The sequence below is a fragment of the Streptomyces sp. NPDC058653 genome (assembly GCF_042716895.1).
In the GTDB taxonomy this organism is placed as follows: domain Bacteria; phylum Actinomycetota; class Actinomycetes; order Streptomycetales; family Streptomycetaceae; genus Streptomyces.
Genome location: NZ_JBHXRM010000053.1, coordinates 16282 through 32064 on the forward strand (window position 1 = coordinate 16282; position 15783 = coordinate 32064).

At 67.4% G+C, this 15783-nt stretch carries 13 protein-coding genes and 1 tRNA gene; 9 read left to right on the plus strand and 5 right to left on the minus strand.

Translation table 11 applies throughout. From position 1 onward, the window contains the following. Positions 1-419 precede the first annotated feature (419 nt). On the plus strand, positions 420-1904 hold the full coding sequence (locus tag ACFWU9_RS31890) for a cytochrome bc complex cytochrome b subunit (protein ID WP_384324549.1): 1485 nt from the start codon (positions 420-422) through the stop codon (positions 1902-1904). Positions 1905-2108: 204 nt separating this feature from the next. Here the strand turns inward: ACFWU9_RS31890 and ACFWU9_RS31895 are convergent, their stop codons facing one another. The 3 genes from ACFWU9_RS31895 to ACFWU9_RS31905 all read right to left on the minus strand — a co-directional run bounded on the left by ACFWU9_RS31895 (position 2109) and on the right by ACFWU9_RS31905 (position 7075). Then, a complete protein-coding gene (locus ACFWU9_RS31895; RefSeq protein WP_384324550.1) occupies positions 2109-3695 on the minus strand; it encodes a family 43 glycosylhydrolase in 1587 nt (528 codons plus the stop codon). 225 nt (positions 3696-3920) lie between these two features. Further along, positions 3921-5729, minus strand: coding sequence for a TerD family protein (locus tag ACFWU9_RS31900; RefSeq protein ID WP_384324551.1), 1809 nt, complete (start codon positions 5727-5729; stop codon positions 3921-3923). Between the two features lie 689 nt (positions 5730-6418). Then, positions 6419-7075: a DUF3800 domain-containing protein gene (locus ACFWU9_RS31905; protein ID WP_384324552.1), complete on the minus strand. Its 657-nt coding sequence runs from the start codon at positions 7073-7075 to the stop codon at positions 6419-6421. Between the two features lie 142 nt (positions 7076-7217). Here ACFWU9_RS31905 and ACFWU9_RS31910 point away from each other — a divergent pair, with 142 nt between their 5' ends. Further along, positions 7218-7811 carry a hypothetical protein gene (locus tag ACFWU9_RS31910; protein ID WP_384324553.1) on the plus strand — a complete coding sequence of 198 codons (594 nt, stop codon included), beginning with the start codon at positions 7218-7220 and terminating at the stop codon, positions 7809-7811. A gap of 72 nt (positions 7812-7883) precedes the next feature. Here ACFWU9_RS31910 and ACFWU9_RS31915 read toward each other — a convergent pair whose 3' ends face one another. After that, positions 7884-9005 carry a tyrosine-type recombinase/integrase gene (locus ACFWU9_RS31915; protein ID WP_384324554.1) on the minus strand — a complete coding sequence of 374 codons (1122 nt, stop codon included), beginning with the start codon at positions 9003-9005 and terminating at the stop codon, positions 7884-7886. A 26-nt stretch (positions 9006-9031) separates the two neighbouring features. Here ACFWU9_RS31915 and ACFWU9_RS31920 point away from each other — a divergent pair, with 26 nt between their 5' ends. The 4 genes from ACFWU9_RS31920 (at position 9032) to ACFWU9_RS31935 (ending at position 10929) form a co-directional block, all read left to right on the plus strand. After that, positions 9032-9430: a hypothetical protein gene (locus ACFWU9_RS31920; RefSeq protein WP_384324555.1), complete on the plus strand. Its 399-nt coding sequence runs from the start codon at positions 9032-9034 to the stop codon at positions 9428-9430. A gap of 113 nt (positions 9431-9543) precedes the next feature. After that, positions 9544-9630 (plus strand) — tRNA-Ser (locus tag ACFWU9_RS31925). 398 nt (positions 9631-10028) lie between these two features. Further along, entirely contained in the window at positions 10029-10484 is a 456-nt protein-coding gene (locus tag ACFWU9_RS31930; RefSeq protein ID WP_384324556.1) for a lamin tail domain-containing protein, read from the plus strand. A gap of 85 nt (positions 10485-10569) precedes the next feature. Continuing rightward, positions 10570-10929 carry a hypothetical protein gene (locus ACFWU9_RS31935; protein ID WP_384324557.1) on the plus strand — a complete coding sequence of 120 codons (360 nt, stop codon included), beginning with the start codon at positions 10570-10572 and terminating at the stop codon, positions 10927-10929. Positions 10930-11025: 96 nt separating this feature from the next. Here the strand turns inward: ACFWU9_RS31935 and ACFWU9_RS31940 are convergent, their stop codons facing one another. After that, a complete protein-coding gene (locus ACFWU9_RS31940; protein ID WP_384324558.1) occupies positions 11026-12024 on the minus strand; it encodes a bifunctional DNA primase/polymerase in 999 nt (332 codons plus the stop codon). Positions 12025-12353: 329 nt separating this feature from the next. Here ACFWU9_RS31940 and ACFWU9_RS31945 point away from each other — a divergent pair, with 329 nt between their 5' ends. From ACFWU9_RS31945 to ACFWU9_RS31955, 3 genes are all read left to right on the plus strand, one after another. Next, a complete protein-coding gene (locus tag ACFWU9_RS31945) occupies positions 12354-12659 on the plus strand; it encodes a hypothetical protein (RefSeq protein ID WP_384324559.1) in 306 nt (101 codons plus the stop codon). 512 nt (positions 12660-13171) lie between these two features. Continuing rightward, positions 13172-13828: a SigE family RNA polymerase sigma factor gene (locus ACFWU9_RS31950; RefSeq protein ID WP_384324560.1), complete on the plus strand. Its 657-nt coding sequence runs from the start codon at positions 13172-13174 to the stop codon at positions 13826-13828. Positions 13829-14079: 251 nt separating this feature from the next. Then, positions 14080-15738 carry a long-chain fatty acid--CoA ligase gene (locus tag ACFWU9_RS31955; RefSeq protein WP_384324561.1) on the plus strand — a complete coding sequence of 553 codons (1659 nt, stop codon included), beginning with the start codon at positions 14080-14082 and terminating at the stop codon, positions 15736-15738. The last annotated feature ends 45 nt before the right edge of the window (positions 15739-15783 follow it).

Genomic DNA, 15783 nt, shown 5'->3' on the forward strand with positions numbered 1-15783 from the left:
GACGTTCGATCGCCGACCCCGCACCGACATCCCACCGCCAAACGGCGGAGCCCGCCCTTCCCAAGACGAGCGCCAGGTCTCATCCACGGCCCCGGACGCCGCCCCGTACCGGTGAAAGCGGTCACGGCACCCATCGGTCGCCGCCGTACGAGGTATTGATCTCCCCGGGCGAGACCGCACCGAGTACCCCCCACTGCACGAGGGGTAGAAGAATGGGCAGCAAGGACCGACCGGCCGAGTCCCAGAAAAGGCTTCAAGGGCGTCAAGGACGTCAGGGGCGTCAAGGGCGTCAGGAGCTTGAAGAGCCCGAAAGATCGGAAGGGATTCACGCGCCTCAGAAACATCAGAGGCGTACGGGGGAGAAGGTCGCGGACTGGGCGGACGGCCGACTGGGCCTGCACAAAGTGGTCAGGGCCGCCATGCGGAAGGCATTCCCGGATCACTGGTCCTTCCTGCTGGGAGAGATCTGTGTCTACAGCTTCGTCGTCATCATTCTCACGGGTGTGTATCTGACCTTCTGGTTCCACCCGTCATCGGCCCAGATCGTGTACGAAGGCAGCTACGCGCCGCTGCGCGGTCAGCTCGTCTCGGAGGCATTCGCCTCGACGATGCACATCTCCTTCGAGGTCCGCGGCGGCCTGCTCATCCGCCAGGCCCACCACTGGGCGGCGCTGGTGTTCGTCGCCGCCGTGCTGGTGCACATGATGCGTGTCTTTTTCACCGGCGCTTTCCGCAAGCCGCGCGAGGTCAACTGGCTGCTCGGATTCGCCCTGCTGGTCCTCGCCATGTTCGCGGGGCTGACCGGATACGACCTGCCGGACGATCAACTGTCCGGAACCGGCCTCGCGATCGTGAACGGAGTACTCCTCTCCACCCCCATCGTCGGCTCCTATCTGTCGATGTTCCTGTTCGGCGGGGATTTCCCGGGAAACGATCTGGTGCCCCGTTTCACCACCATTCATATTCTGCTGATCCCGGGCATCATGGCGGCACTTGTGGTCGCCCATCTGGGCCTGCTGCTCTACCACAAACACACGCAGTACGCCGGCCCCGGCCGTACGAAGAACAATGTCGTCGGTATGCCCGTCCAGGTCTACGCGGTGAAGTCGACCGGCTATTTCTTCATGCTCACCGGCGTGATCTTCATCGCCTCGGCCATCGCGCAGATCAACCCCATCTGGCGGTACGGCCCTTACCGCCCCGACCAGGTGTCGGCGGGGTCCCAGCCCGACTGGTACATGGGTGTGGCAGACGGACTTCTCCGCGTCATGCCCGGGTGGGAGATCAATCTCTGGGGCCACACCCTGGCCATCGACAACTTCCTCCCCCTACTGGTCGGTGTCGGTCTTTTCCTGGCGATGGGCGTATATCCCTTCATCGAGGCCTGGGTGACCGGCGACGACAGGGAACAGAACCTCCTCGACAGACCACGCGACCGCCCCGTCCGCACCGGACTGGGCGTCGCGTGGCTGAGCGTGTACCTGGTGGCCCTGCTCGGCGCGGCGAACGACCTGATCGCCACGCACTTCCATCTCTCCGTCAACACGGTGACGTGGGCGGTCCGGTTCGGCCTCTTCGTCGTACCCGTGGTCACCTACATCTTCGCGAAGCGGTGCGCCCTCGGCCTCCAGCGCCGCGACCGCGAGAAGGTGCTGCACGGCCGCGAGACCGGTGTGATCAAGCGTTTGTCGTACGGCGAGTTCGTCGAGGTGCACGAACCTCTCACCCCGGGACAGCTCCACTCGCTGACGGCCCACGAACAGTACGAGCCCGTCCCACCGAACGGCGACCGCGCCTGGAGCGAGCGCCTGCGCGTCAGACTCAGCCGTGGTTACTACGGCGCCGACGGGCAGATCACCAAACCCACGGCGCACGAGTACGAGGAGATCACCGGCGGACACTGAGGCGGGCCGGGCCGGGTCGGGTCGGACGTGACGATGGTCGTGGTCGTGGTCGTGGTCGTCGGGGCCGGGGCCGGGGTCAGGGCCGTGGTCGCGAGGAGCTCGGTGATCGGCCGGTCGCCGCCCGGGATCAGGCGCGAGTCCGGGAGTCGGACGGGCAGGCGCCGGACATCGGACCGGCGGCGCCCTCATCGCGGCCCCCGGGGCTCAACCGGCCTTGTGGACGGCGACGTTGTCGAAGGTCGCGGCCGTGTCGAAGACCCGTACTCCATTCGCACCGCTGCCGTACGTGGCATCGGTCACCGAGATCTTCGGCGTGGCCATGTCGTCGACGTACACCTTGATCGCGGAGCCGACGGCCGAGATTCTTACGTGGTGGGACGGGCCCGCGGGGCGGGACAGCTCCGCGGACCCGAGCTCGGTCCAGGAGTCGTTCACCCGGCCGAGGACCACCTCGCCGGTCGCGCTGACGCCCGCGTAGTAGCCGGAGTAGCTGTCGACGCCGACCGACGGGCGTGTGGCGCGGAAGATCAGGCCCGCGTCACCGCGCCGCCCCGAGGTGACCTTGACGTCGGCGTCGTAGGTGAAGTCGGCGAAGTTGGTGTCGAGCAGGGCCTTGCCACCGAGGGAGACGTCCGCCCGATACCGCCCGCCGTCCGCCGACCACGAGCCTCCGTAGGTCTTCCAGCCCAGGGCGTTGCCGTCGGCGAAGTTGTCCTCGACCTGCATCGTGACGGGTCGGATCGTGCCGTCGGCGTTGAAGTACATGCGGTCGTAGGCGAGTTGGCGGTTGTTGCCGGCGGTCTCACTGAGCGGCCTGCGGTGATAGACGATGTACCAGATGTCCGTGCCGGGCACGTTGACCACGGAGTTGTGGCCGGAGCCCTTGGCCACGGCGGGGTCCTGGGCGAGTACCTTCTCGATCTTCACGAAGGGGCCGGTGGGTGAGTCGGACATGGCGTACGAGACCGAGTAGTTCGGGCCGGTCCAGCCTCCCTCGGACCACATCAGGTAGTACGTGCCGTCGCGCTTGAACATCTGCGAACCCTCGACGTAGTCCGCGGGAGTGATCTCCTTGTACGTACTGCCGTCCGCGAATGTGCCGAGGCTCGTCAGGTCGTCGTTGAGCTTGACGACGTTCGCGTGCCCCCAGCCTCCGTAGTACATATAGGCCTGACCGTCGTCGTCGATGAAGACGTCCTGGTCGATGGGCTGGGCGCCGTTGTGGAACTGCTCGATCAGCGGGTGGCCGAGAGCGTCGGAGTACGGGCCCTCCGGCTTGTCCGCGACGGCGACGCCGATACCGCCGAGGCTGTCGTTGTCCTGGATGTCGTTGGCCGCGAAGAACAGGTAGTACTTGCCGTCGCGCTCGACCGGCGCGGGCGCCCAGACCGCGTACTCGGCCCAGGAGATGTCGGCGGTGGTCAGCACCTTCTCGTGCTTGGTCCAGTTGACCATGTCGGTCGAGGAGAAGGCGTCGAGGTAGGTCTGCTCCGCGTACGTCTTCGAGGTGGTGGGGTACACCCAGTACGTGTCGTCGTACAGAGCGACGTCCGGATCGGCGTACCAGCCGTCGACGAACGGATTGCCCGCGCCGGCGACGGAGTTGTCGGGCGCGGGGGCGGCCGGGCGCTCGGATACGGGGTGCTCGGGTGCGGGGGCGGTTGCCCGGTCGACGGTTGCCCGGTCGTCGGGCGCCGCGACGGCGGAGCCGGGCGAGAACGTGGCGACCAGGCAGCCCACGGCCAGTGCGGCGACGGCCTTCGCGTGGAGTCTGAGCATTCGAGCGTTCATCGTCGGCAGCTCCGCATGTCGGGTCGGCAGCACGAACACCGGTCTCGGAGAACATCCCCGCACAGTAAGCAACAGGAACGTACACGTTCCATCAATGCTGCACGCGCGGCCGAGGGGTCGTCAATAGGGCGGGTCGGCCGGAGGCCTTCCCGCCCTCTCCCTCTTTCTCCCTCCCCCCCCGAGACGCGGAAGGCTCCGGCACATGCGGCGGTCGCGGCCGGCGGCTCAGTCCTTGGCGGCCGCGTGCCAGGTCATCCCCCAGCCGTACTCGATGTCCATGGCCTGCTGCTTGAACACCCCGGGCGGCACGAGGACGTACTTGGCCTCCCTCCGCACGATCAGTTCGCCGTTCACGTTCTCGATGAGCGCGATCGCCGCGATCGGCGAGGGAGCGGTGCACTCGTCCAGGCGCACCTCGATCGGCGGCCCCGCCGGCGGGTACAGCGTGGCGACCCCGTCCAGGCCGGCGAAGTTCGAGGCCCCGGAGTAGATGGCGACGAAGACCAGGATGCGTTTGATCTCGGCAGCGTGATCAAGATTGATCATCAGGTTCTCGCCGTCCTCGCTGGAGCCGGTGCGATCGTCCTGGTCCAGCCGGATGTACGGCGGCTGGTCGAACGAGCCGAACTGGTTCTCCACGGGGTGGACGATCCCCTTCATCCCGTTCTGCAGCTCCCACAGACAGGAGAGGTCCAGGTCGATGTCCTCCAGCCGGACGGCGTCCTGTCCCCTGTTCATCCAGCCGCGCGAGGGCTTGCGGGCGCTCCAGGAGAGATTGGTCCGCATGGCACCTGACGTGGCGCCCTGCTTGGTGAGCGACACGGAGGGAGCCGCTTTGGTGAGCGTGATCTTCGACAGCTGGACGGGCCGGGTCGGCTGGACGGGCGTGGGGGGCGGGGGCGCGACCGGCCGGGGCGAGGCGGGCTCGTCGACGGTGATGCCGTAGTCGGTGGCGAGCCCGGCGAGGCCGGAGGAGTATCCCTGGCCGACGGCCCGGAACTTCCACGCCCCGTTGCGCCGGTACAACTCGCCCAGCACGAAGGCGGTTTCACTAGTGGCACCCGTGGCGTTGAACCGCGCCGTCTCGACGCCGCTCTGCGCGTCCAGCACGCGCACGAACAGACCGCGTACCTGACTGAACGTGCCGTCGGTGGAGGCCGCGATCACCACGGTCCCGATCTCCGGCTCGACCGAGGACAGTTGCACGGCGATGGTCTCGACGGAGCCCGTGCGCTCCTGGCGCTTGCCTTCGAGACGTACGGCTCCACTGTGATGAACGGGCTGGTTGTAGAAGACGAAGTCGTTGTCCGACCGGACCTTGCCGGCCCCGGCCAGCAACAGGGCCGACACGTCCACATCAGGCGTCCCCGGCCCTCCTTGCCAGCCCAGCTCCACCCGAACCCTGGCACTCGGCACCGGTGTATTGGCGCCCTTCTGCAACAACACGGCGGGATCTCCCTCCTGCGCCTTCCTGTCCCGGAAGGCCCTGCGGCTGGGTACGAAGTCAGGAAGAGCGGCGAACGCGGGATCGACGGTGGCGGTGGCGACAACCGACCGCACCCAGGCCCGCGCCCGCGTGAGCGGATGGTCGGGGAACTGCGCGTCCCAGGTGGGATCGTCACCGCGGTGGTACGGCAGGACGCCCTGGACCTCGGGCGCGTACGGGTGCGGCAGCACCCAGCCCTCGAGACCCGCGACACCGCTTCTGGCAAGGATCGCGGCCTCGCGCATTCCGGTGATCCCGCGCTCCTCGGCGAAGTAGCCGAGCATGGCGTGGGAATCGGCCTTGGCCAGGAAGATCATCGCCATGAAGAGCTGCCCGGCGGGGGCGTTCGGCAGGGGCACCTTCACCACCTGGGCGACCCCGCGTACACCACCGACCACGACAGCGTCGGCCTCGATGAGACATCCCATCCGCGCGTACGAGCCGGCGAGGCTGCGCCGCATGGCGGGCACGTCCTCCAACCAGACGGCCTCGGTCAACGGCGAGTCCTTCACCACCAGCGAGACCCGGTCCCCGGAGTGTGAGTGCACCCAGCTCGCCTCATCAACGCGCCGAAACCCACCGAATCCAAAAGAAACGACCACCCCGAGCCCCCCGCCCCCTGCCCAATCCGAAGGTACCCCACCACCCCCACTCCCACCCCAACTACGCAAAAGGTCCCCCCGCGCCCCCACAAACAAGGGAATCGCCGCCCCACCCACACCCGGTAGGCTGTACCCGCTCCGCGGCTGGTGGGCGGGGCGTGGGTGGGTTGCCCGAGTGGCCTAAGGGAACGGTCTTGAAATCCGCGATCGGCCTTGCGGCTGGCTCCTGGGCCCGAACCTGAGTTTCTTCGCAGCTGGCGAAGCTGCACGTGGGAGGGGCTGCCGAACTCTTCGGCAGCCCCTCCCACGTGTGTAGCAGTCCCACGGTGTCTCACCACGATCCGGCTGTTGATCAGGGTGTGTGGCCACCCTGTGGCCAACTTGCCAGCTACGAACCCGGCTGGCTCTGGTCTCCATGCACGTTTCCGGGGACCGGTTGGTGAGGTGGGCGGTGACGGCGAGGTTTCTCAATGTTGTCGAGGCGCACCAAGATCTTTATTGGATCATTTGTTCGACGTGATGCTTAATTTTATGTGTCAGTGCCCTTGACGCTGTCAGCGTCATCGGGTTGCATAGTTAGTGGTCAGTGATAAGGGGTCCAGGGGACTTCTTCCCGGAGACGGGATAGCTGACCTTTACCTTGCCCTTCCCCACGGCGTGAAGGTCGTTTCGAGCGTAGGCGTGATGCAAGTGTCGTACCACGAGCACTTGCGCCCCTCGAGTATCCGCTGCACCGCCCACAGTGAGTAGTCGGCAACCTGAACTCCCCAGGATGTCTGGGCGTTCCAGACGCAGAGGACGATCTCGCGGTCAGTGGCGAGTTGCTGGCACACGTCCTTAAGGGCGTCCCGAGCGCTGCCCTCCTTCTTGTTGGTCGTCAAGGATGCGGCGATCACGTAGACAGTGTCGCCAGGTGAACTTACGCGGCGAACGATCTCCTTGAAGTGCAGATACCAGGCCAGCTTGTAGAGGCGCATCGGGCCGGCCTCACGGATGCGCTCGTAGGCGTTTCCCTTAAGGAGGAAGGTCGTGTCAATACGCGGTGCCTGCGACTCGATGAGTTCGAACACCTCTCCACGGGTGGTGTGCGAGTCGTTCTTCGCATGGAGGCCTTGAGGCAGTGAGACGCCTCTTCGCTCCAAACGACATCGGAGTTGCAGACCCTCCCAGAGGCGGTGTCCGTGGTCTCCCTTGAAGACGGCAGTGCCAAACCCGAAGTAGGTGCTTGCACCCACGGAGCCTGACATGTCCAAGTCACCTGTCTCATCCGCGTATACATAGATCTCGGCCATGCAACCGCCACCCCTTCCGTTCTGTTTTCGTCGTGGAGTGGACGGCTGTAGGTCCCAACTCCGTTCATGCGTAGATATGTTGGCATGCTAATTCGACGCTTACCCTGTTTGCGTGACTGAACTGTCCACCTAGGGTGGACACATGGGCAACCTAGCTGGGGAAAACTCGTCGGCCGATAGTTCGGCTGAGTACAACTTCGCCGCTTCCCGACCTTGGCCACGGGTGTCGTACGACGATCCCGCTTGGCCGCTTGATCCATGGATCTTGATGGACGACGAAGATCTTGCTGATGCGGCAGTGCGCCTGGGCATCTGGTACTTGCAGCGGAGCGTGCAAGGAATGACCATGCTTCGGGCGGCAGCCCTCTATGAGGATGCGGTGGGCCGAGTCGTAGCCGACGTCGTGGCTGAGTCGCGCACTCGAAGCTTCTCGTGGGGACGCATCGCAGAATGCTTCGGCGTGGGTCGCACCGCTGTGCAGAAGCGCTTCGGCAAGCATCCGGATGAGGCCAGAAGCCAAACGCTGGAGCAGCAATACCGGTGGATGAGCGACTATCTCTACGCAGCCGAACGTGATGTACCGGACGCCTACCCTGACAGAAACGAAGTTATCGATACCCGAGCCAGGGTTATCAATCGCAGGCGGGGACGTTTTCATGACCCCCTGGACCAGGTGCCGAAGGTTGTCACTCGGCAACGCAGGTCGGGGGTTAGAGGGTCTACTTCGGATGACTGAGGGTCAGTCCAGCGCTGGTTGGGGGCCGAGGCTCCGGAACGACGGCCTGCCCAAGCAGATGACTCCGGGACACTACTCGCCGAGCGCCACGTCGATCAGGTCGTTCGCCTGCTGTTGCTGGCCCCGCAGCAGCTTCGCGTAGAAGCGCCAGAGCACCGCCGGGCTGTGGCCCGCGCGGCGGGCGACCTCGACCGGGTCGACTCCGGCCTTGATCAGGAGCGAGATGCCCGCGTGGCGCAGGGAGTAGGGGACTTTGGCGAGCGGGGTACCCACGTCCGGGGCGGTGAGGGCCGAGCGGCGGGCCTCCTGCCACATCTCCGTGTACTCCGTGGAGCGGATACGGCCGCCGCGTACCGCCGTGAACAGGCGGCCGTCCGGGGCCGCTCCGTACGTCGCGATGTGAGCGCGCAGCAGTGCGACAAGCGCCGGTGGGATCGGGACCGAGCGGGTGGAGCGGCGGGCGCGGCGTTTCAGGCCACGTTGTTCGTAGGGCTTGCCGTCGTCCGTCCAACCCGCGCCGACCTCGGGGCGGCTGCCCGCCAGGACGAGTTCACCCCACCCCTTCTCCGGCAGGCGGCAGTCCCCCTTGCGGAGATCCGCGCCCTCGGACGGGAGCATGGCCGCGTAGTAGAGGCAGCCGAAGAAGGCATGCAGGTGCTCACCGCGCGGCCCCTGCGCGTTGACGGCCGCGAGCAGTTCGCGCGCCAGGTTCGGGCCGGGCACGTAACGGAAGTCGACTTCGTCGTCTGTCTGTGGCGGGTGCCAGTCGATGCGGGAGAGCGGATTCGTGGTCAGGAGGTCACGCTCCACCGCGTACCGAAGGGCGTTGCTCAGCACGGTGAGCTTGCGGTTGATCGTGTTGTCCGCCGCGCGCCTGCCGTTCAGTTTCAGCGACAGGGCTTCGAGGGCTGGCCGAAGGTTGTCGGATTGGGCGAGATCCCTCACCTTGAGGGAGTGAGCGGCAACCCACCCCAGTGCCGCGCTGATGTCGTCCGGAGGGTCGACCACGTCCTTGCGTACGGCCCACTGCCCCTCGTCGTCCTTGACCATCTGAAAGGCCCAGGAACGGAGTGCCAGCCGAAGGATGGCCGGCTTCGGGCGGCCCTTGCGGGTGGTCACCAGTGCCGTCATGACGACCACCAGGGCCTCGGCAATACCGGCGCGGTGCTTGGCCGAGGCGTTCGGCCACTTCATGAGGGCGTGGCGGCTACGTCGACCGGGTGCGGGCCGGCATCTTCCTCGCCGTGCAGCTCTACGAGCACCGCGAGGGCATCAAGCGGAGCGAGAAGCCAGACGCCGACCTGGTCCTGGAGATGGCCGAGGCTGAGTGGCAGCGGGGGCGGTCGTTCGAGCAGATCATGTTGCTCGGTGGGGACGACGTCGTGGAGGCCGCTCACGACCTGAGCGCGGCCGTGCGGGCCATCGACTGGCAGGCGACCGGGCGGACGGAAGGGACGCTGGAGGAGTGGTGGGAGCTGCACCGCGCGGCGTTTCGGGCCATCAACGACTTCCACGAAGCCGCCCGGACCGACCTCGGTGTCCTCGGCAGCGTCACCGGGGAGAAGCACCCTGAGCGGGAGTTGCTGTTGCCGGCTGCTCGACGCGAGGGTGACTCGTAGTATCGGGCTCGCCCCCGCAGCGGAAGCTGTGGCCATCCTCTGGCCAGGCAGAAGCAGGGAGGAGCCACAGCCGGTAGGCTGTAGCCGCTCCGCCGCTGGTCGGGCGGGGCGTGGGTGGGTTGCCCGAGTGGCCTAAGGGAACGGTCTTGAAAACCGTCGTGGCAGCGATGTCACCGTGGGTTCAAATCCCACACCCACCGCAGTCGCAGGTCAGAAGGGGCGTCTCCGAACCGGGGCGCCCCTTTGGCGTTGAGTTCGTCCTCGCGCGTGTGGTCGGTACGGGGCAAGGCTTGCTGTGTTCGTCACCCGGCCTCGCGGGAACCCGCTGTGATCAGCGTGGCCGTGTGCTGCGATCGCCGTCGGGCGGGGGCCGGTGCCTTATTTAACGTCGGCGGGTTTGGGGCGTGGCGTCGCGGGCCGGGGGCGGTGTTTCGCTCGGTTCGGGTGGGGCGAAATGGGGCTCACTGTACGGGAGTTGAGGGTTCTACCGGGCAGTATGTCCTTGTTCTTGAAAAGGGGGTCAGTTGTGGTGGCTTGGTCATACTCTGGGCGCCTGCCGGGCCCTTTGGGGGGTGCCCGGCTCGATCAGAGGATGCTCATGCGCTATTCCCGCACGCTTTCCACCGTTGCCGCCACGGCCGCCGTGGTCGCCGGAACGGTTCTGTTGCCTACGCAGGCCCAGGCCGTCGGGTCCGTACACCTGTACAAGGTCTACTACGACAGTCCCGGCACGGACAGCCGCTCCAACGCCAGTCTCAACGGGGAGTACGTGCAGATCCGCAACACCACGACCAGGGCCGTCAGCCTGACGGGCTGGACCGTTGTCGACGGGGCGAGCCACAAGTACAAGTTCGGCAGCTACTCCCTCGCCCGGGGCAAGACCGTTACCGTGCGCACCGGTTCGGGGACGAACACCTCGACCAGCCGCTATCAGGGGCGTGCCGCGTACGTCTGGAACAACGACCGGGACAAGGCCACGCTCAAGAAGTCGACCGGGGCCCTGGTGGACACATGCTCGTACAACTCGACCCGCGTCGATTACAAGATGTGCTGACCGGGACGCTGTGAAGTAAAGGGCGGTGTCCCTCCTCGTACCGTGTGGGAGGGGCACCGCGCCCGGGGGGAGCTACAGGGTGCCGGTGACGTACAAGGTGCTGAAGAACGCGCTGATGGAGGTCGTCGAGTACGGCATCGACCGTACGGGCGAGGCCCCGGGGGAGGGTTACGGCGACGCCCACCGCCGGCTCGCGCCGCACGCGGACAGCTCGGCCGACCTCGGGATCGACGGGCCGACCGGTCCGTCGGAGCCGGGGCACCGGAAGTACGTCTGCCAGGAGGACGACTACAGCCTGGAGGTCGGTGAGATCGAGGCGTTCGCCCTCGTTCTGAAGATCGACAAGGGCGACGGGGCCTATACGTCGAGCGAGGTCAAGGCGACGTCGAACTACGACACCGACAAGGCCAACAACAGGGCCGTGTTGAGGATCGACATGCGGTAGCCGGCGCCTGGATCGGTGGGAGTGGAGAGGCGTTCAGCGGCGTGGGTGTGCCGTTGAAGCCCCTCCACCTGTTGAGTGCTCCTCTGCCGTACGGCGCTACGCGGGGCCCGACGTCAGGCGGGACGCCGACGCGATCGTCGCGCGCGCCTCGTGTTCGGTGAGGCCTGTGCGTACGGCGGCGTCGACCAGCGACTCCGCGAGCTCGTCGCCGAAGCCGTGCTCGTACGCCCGGCATGCGGCCCAGAAGAGCCGGGTGTTGCGCTGGCCCGCGTGCGCGGCGAGTACGAACTGCACCAGGCCGTGACCGCGCGCCGGGCGGCCACGGCGTCCGCCCGGCCCCGAGTGACGGGCGCGCTCCGGGGGCGTGAGCAGGCGAAGCAGGGCGCGTGGGCAGGGCGCGGGGGTGAGGCCGGCCGAGCCGGGGGCCAGCCGGTACGCGCCGCGGGCGGAGACGGAGCCCGGTCCGACGAGATAGCCGCCCGCGCCCCGTACGTCGATGCCGGGGGCCAGGCGGCCGGCCGAGTTGGGGACCGTGACTCCGGCCGGGCCGGACAGCCAGATGTGCCGGCCGCCGCTCGGGGTCAGGACGACGACGGTCTCCGGCAGCGTGAACAGGTGCTGGAAGGCGAGCTGCTGGAGCGCGGCCACGGAGTCCGGCGTGGCCTCGGCGCCAGCGCCGACCGGCGCCGGACCCGGACCCAGGCCAACCGCCCCGGGACCCGGACCCGCACCCGGCCAAGAACCAGAGCCGGCCCCCGCGCTCGCCCCCGCCGCCGTCGGCGTGACGTCCAGGTCGATGCCGACGAGATGGTGCGGCGCCCGGCCGCAGGCGATGCCGTAGCCCGTCGCCCAGGGAGCGGCGGCGAACAGGGCGCGTACGGCGGCCGGATCGGTCGTGGCGTCGTGCACGCCGTGGCCGGGCAGGCCGCACTCGCCCCGACAGGGGCTGGCCCCGGAACCGGGCCGGTCCCGATGTGGTGAGCGTAGGGCGGGGAGCTTGCTGGGGGACAGCGGGATGACGGGGAACCCGCTTTCGGCTGCTGAGAGCGCGTATGCGAGGGCCAGGGTGGTCGAGTGCGGGGCTGTGATGGCCATGGGTCTATGTTCGCACTGTTGTTCGAATAAGGGGAGTGGGAAAGATTGGCCGAAACTGTGCCGAAACGCTTCACCCCTTGCGAGAACCGGGTCGTCGCGCGATCCGTACGGGTGCATACCGACCGAACTGGCCTGTTGATGTCATGAAGGGGGTTTATCGACATGTCCTCACGCTTGCGAGGGAATAACCCGCTGAAGGCTGGTTCGCCGGGGATTCGGTGGGCAATTCTTGATCCGCGACGTCGAGAACAACGTCGGGGCGGTCGGCCAACTGCCCTGGCAAAAGCCGTACTTCTCGTTCAGAAGATCTCGTTCCTGGAGGAACTGACATGGCAAGCTTCCGTACCGCCCGCGTCTTCGCCGCCGTCGCCGCCCTGCCCCTCGCCGCGGCCCTGTTCACCGGCTCGGCGTCCGCCGACGACTTCGCGGACGACGGATCGAACGCGAGCGTGGCCACGATCCTCGGCAGTGGTGTGGGTGACGACAACTCCGGCAATTCGACGACCACACAGCAGACGGCGACCGGCGCGGGTGCGTCGAACCAGAACAACACCGCCAATGTGAACGGCTCCGGCTTCACCGTGATCGACCAGTCCAACGAGAACATCTCGGTGAATTTCTTCGATCTCTTCTAGTGAGCGGCCCGACGGGGGGCCTGGCTGAGGGGTGAGCGGCGGTCTGTACGACGGCACTTCGGTGTCGCCGTGCAGACCGTCCTCGTTTCTGCCCCGGCGCCCGGGCGCCCAGGTCTCCTGAGCCCCGGCCGACCGCTCCCGTACGCCCGCCGGCAGCCCACCCGCACCTCCCGACCGCTCCCGTACTCGCTCCACCACCCCCGTCCGACACGCCGCGCCGCGTCTCCCCCCTCATCACCAAGGTGTACGGCTCCGACACCCCCCGCCCTCGCGTGCGCGGCCCGCACCGCTTCCACCTGCGGAGTCAGTCGCACCAAGGCTTCACACCAACCCCCCGACACCCCCTCGAAGATCCACAACGGCACCCGCCCTCCGGGGGTGACCCTGACGAGAGTGATCCCCTCCTCCATCTTCAGGAGGTGTGGGCAGCACCACTCCTACTCCCTGAGGCGGACGCAGCTTCGGGACCTGGGGGCGATCCCCTGCGAAGGGCCCGCTCCTAGCGTGGAGTCATGACCACGCCCGTCTGCACGAGCGCCTCCAAGGCCGCCTCGTATTCGCCGTACCACCCGAACTCGCATCCACCCGCGCATCCCCAACCGCACCAGCAGACCCATCAGCAGGCGCACCTCCAGTCCCACCAGCAGACCCATCCGGGGACCCACGCGCAGGCGCCCTACAAGTCCTTCTCGTCGTACGTACGGGCGCGGGGGCCCGTGCTGCTGCGTACCGCGCGCTCGCTCACCGCGAATCCGAGCGACGCCGAGGACCTCCTGCAGACCGCTCTCACCAAGACGTATGTCGCCTGGGACCGGATCGAGGACCACCGCGCCCTCGACGGCTATGTCCGCCGGGCCCTCGTCAACACCCGTACCTCGCAGTGGCGAAAGCGCAAGGTCGACGAGTTCGCCTGCGAGGAGCTTCCCGAGCCGGCCGGGCTGCCCGCGCCCGACCCGGCGGACGAGCAGGTGCTGCACGACGCCATGTGGCGCGCGGTGATGAAACTGCCCGACAGGCAGCGCGCGATGGTGGTGCTCCGCTACTACGAGGACCTGAGCGAGGTCCAGACCGCCGAGGTGCTCGGCGTCTCCGTCGGCACGGTGAAGAGCGCGGTGTCGCGCGCGCTGGGGAAACTGCGCGAGGACCCGGAGCTGATGCCCGTCCGTTGATGCCCGTCCGTTGATGCCCGCCGGTTAGTACCCGTCCGTTAGTACCCGTCCGTTGGCGACCGATCGCTGATGCCCGTCCGCCGAGGCGACCACCAAGTGAGGACACCGGACGTCGGGTGTCCCGCTCCGAACACAGTGTTTAGTACTCCCGGGTAGTGACATACCGAGCGGTATGTGCGCAGAATCTCCGCAACCCTTTCTGCCACACCGCGCCGCTGTCGCCTGGCGCCAGCGCCCACCGGGAGGACGCCGTGCTGAGCACCATGCAGGACGTACCGCTGACTGTGACCCGCATTCTGCGTCATGGGATGACCATCCACGCGAAGTCACAGGTCACCACCTGGACCGGGGAGAGTGAGCCGCACCGCCGCAGTTTCGCCGAGATCGGCGCACGCGCGGCACAGCTCGCCGGCGCCCTGCGCGACGAGCTCGGTGTCACGGGCGACCAACGCGTTGCCACTCTGATGTGGAACAACTCCGAACATGTCGAGGCATACTTCGCGATCCCCTCCATGGGGGCCGTCCTCCACACCCTCAATCTGCGCCTGCCTCCCGAGCAGTTGGTCTGGATCGTCCGGCACGCCGACGACCGAGTCGTCCTGGTGAACGGGTCCTTGCTCCCGCTCCTCGCGCCGCTCCTTCCCCATCTGACGACCGTCGAGCACGTCGTCGTCTCCGGCCCCGGCGACCAGGGCCCGCTGAGGGAAGCGGCTGCCGCCGGCGGCGTCCACGTGCACGACTACGAGGACCTGATCGCCGGCCGGCCCACCACGTACGACTGGCCCGAGCTGGACGAATACACCGCCGCCGCCATGTGCTACACCTCCGGCACCACGGGTGAGCCGAAGGGTGTCGTCTACTCGCACCGTTCGATCTATCTGCACTCGATGCAGATCAACCTGGCCGAGTCGATGGGGCTGACCGACCAGGACACGACCCTGATCGTTGTACCGCAGTTCCATGTGAACGCCTGGGGCCTGCCCCACGCCACTTTTATGACCGGCGTCGGCATGCTCATGCCCGACCGCTTTCTCCAGCCCGCCCCGCTGGCCGACATGATCGAGAGCGAGAAGCCGACGCACGCCGCCGCCGTGCCGACGATCTGGCAGGGGCTGCTCGCCGAGGTCCTCGTCAAGCCGCGCGATCTGACGTCGATGGCCCGCGTCACCATCGGTGGCGCGGCCTGTCCGCCCGCGCTGATGGAGGCGTACGACAAGCTCGGCGTACGGCTCTGCCACGCCTGGGGCATGACCGAGACCTCACCGCTCGGTACGACGTCCAACCCGCCCGCCGGTCTCGACGCCGAGGGGGAGTGGCCGTACCGCATCACGCAGGGCCGTTTCCCGGTCGGCGTCGAGGCCCGGCTGACCGGACCCGCCGGCGACACGCTGCCGTGGGACAACGAGTCGGCGGGCGAGCTGGAGGTACGCGGGCCCTGGATCGCGAACTCCTACTACGGCGGCGGCGACGCCGAACCGCTCAGGCCCGAGGACAAGTTCAGCGAGGACGGCTGGCTGAAGACGGGCGACGTCGGCGTCATAAGCCACGACGGTTATCTCACCCTCACCGACCGCGCGAAGGACGTCATCAAGTCGGGCGGCGAGTGGATCTCCAGCGTGGCGCTGGAGAACGCGCTCATGGCGCATCCGGACGTCACCGAGGCCGCGGTCGTCGCCGTTCCCGACGAGAAGTGGGGCGAACGGCCGCTGGCGACAGTCGTGTTGAAGGAGGACGCGAGCGCCGACTACGAGTCGCTGAAGGCCTTCCTCGCCGGGAAGATCGCCAAGTGGCAGCTGCCGGAGCGGTGGTCGGTGGTGGACTCGGTGCCGAAGACGAGCGTCGGGAAGTTCGACAAGAAGGTGATCCGTAAGCAGTACGCGGACGGGGAGCTGGACGTCACCGAGGTCTAGGCAGGGGGCCGGTCCGAGGCCCAGGCCCGGGGATCAGCTCGGGCC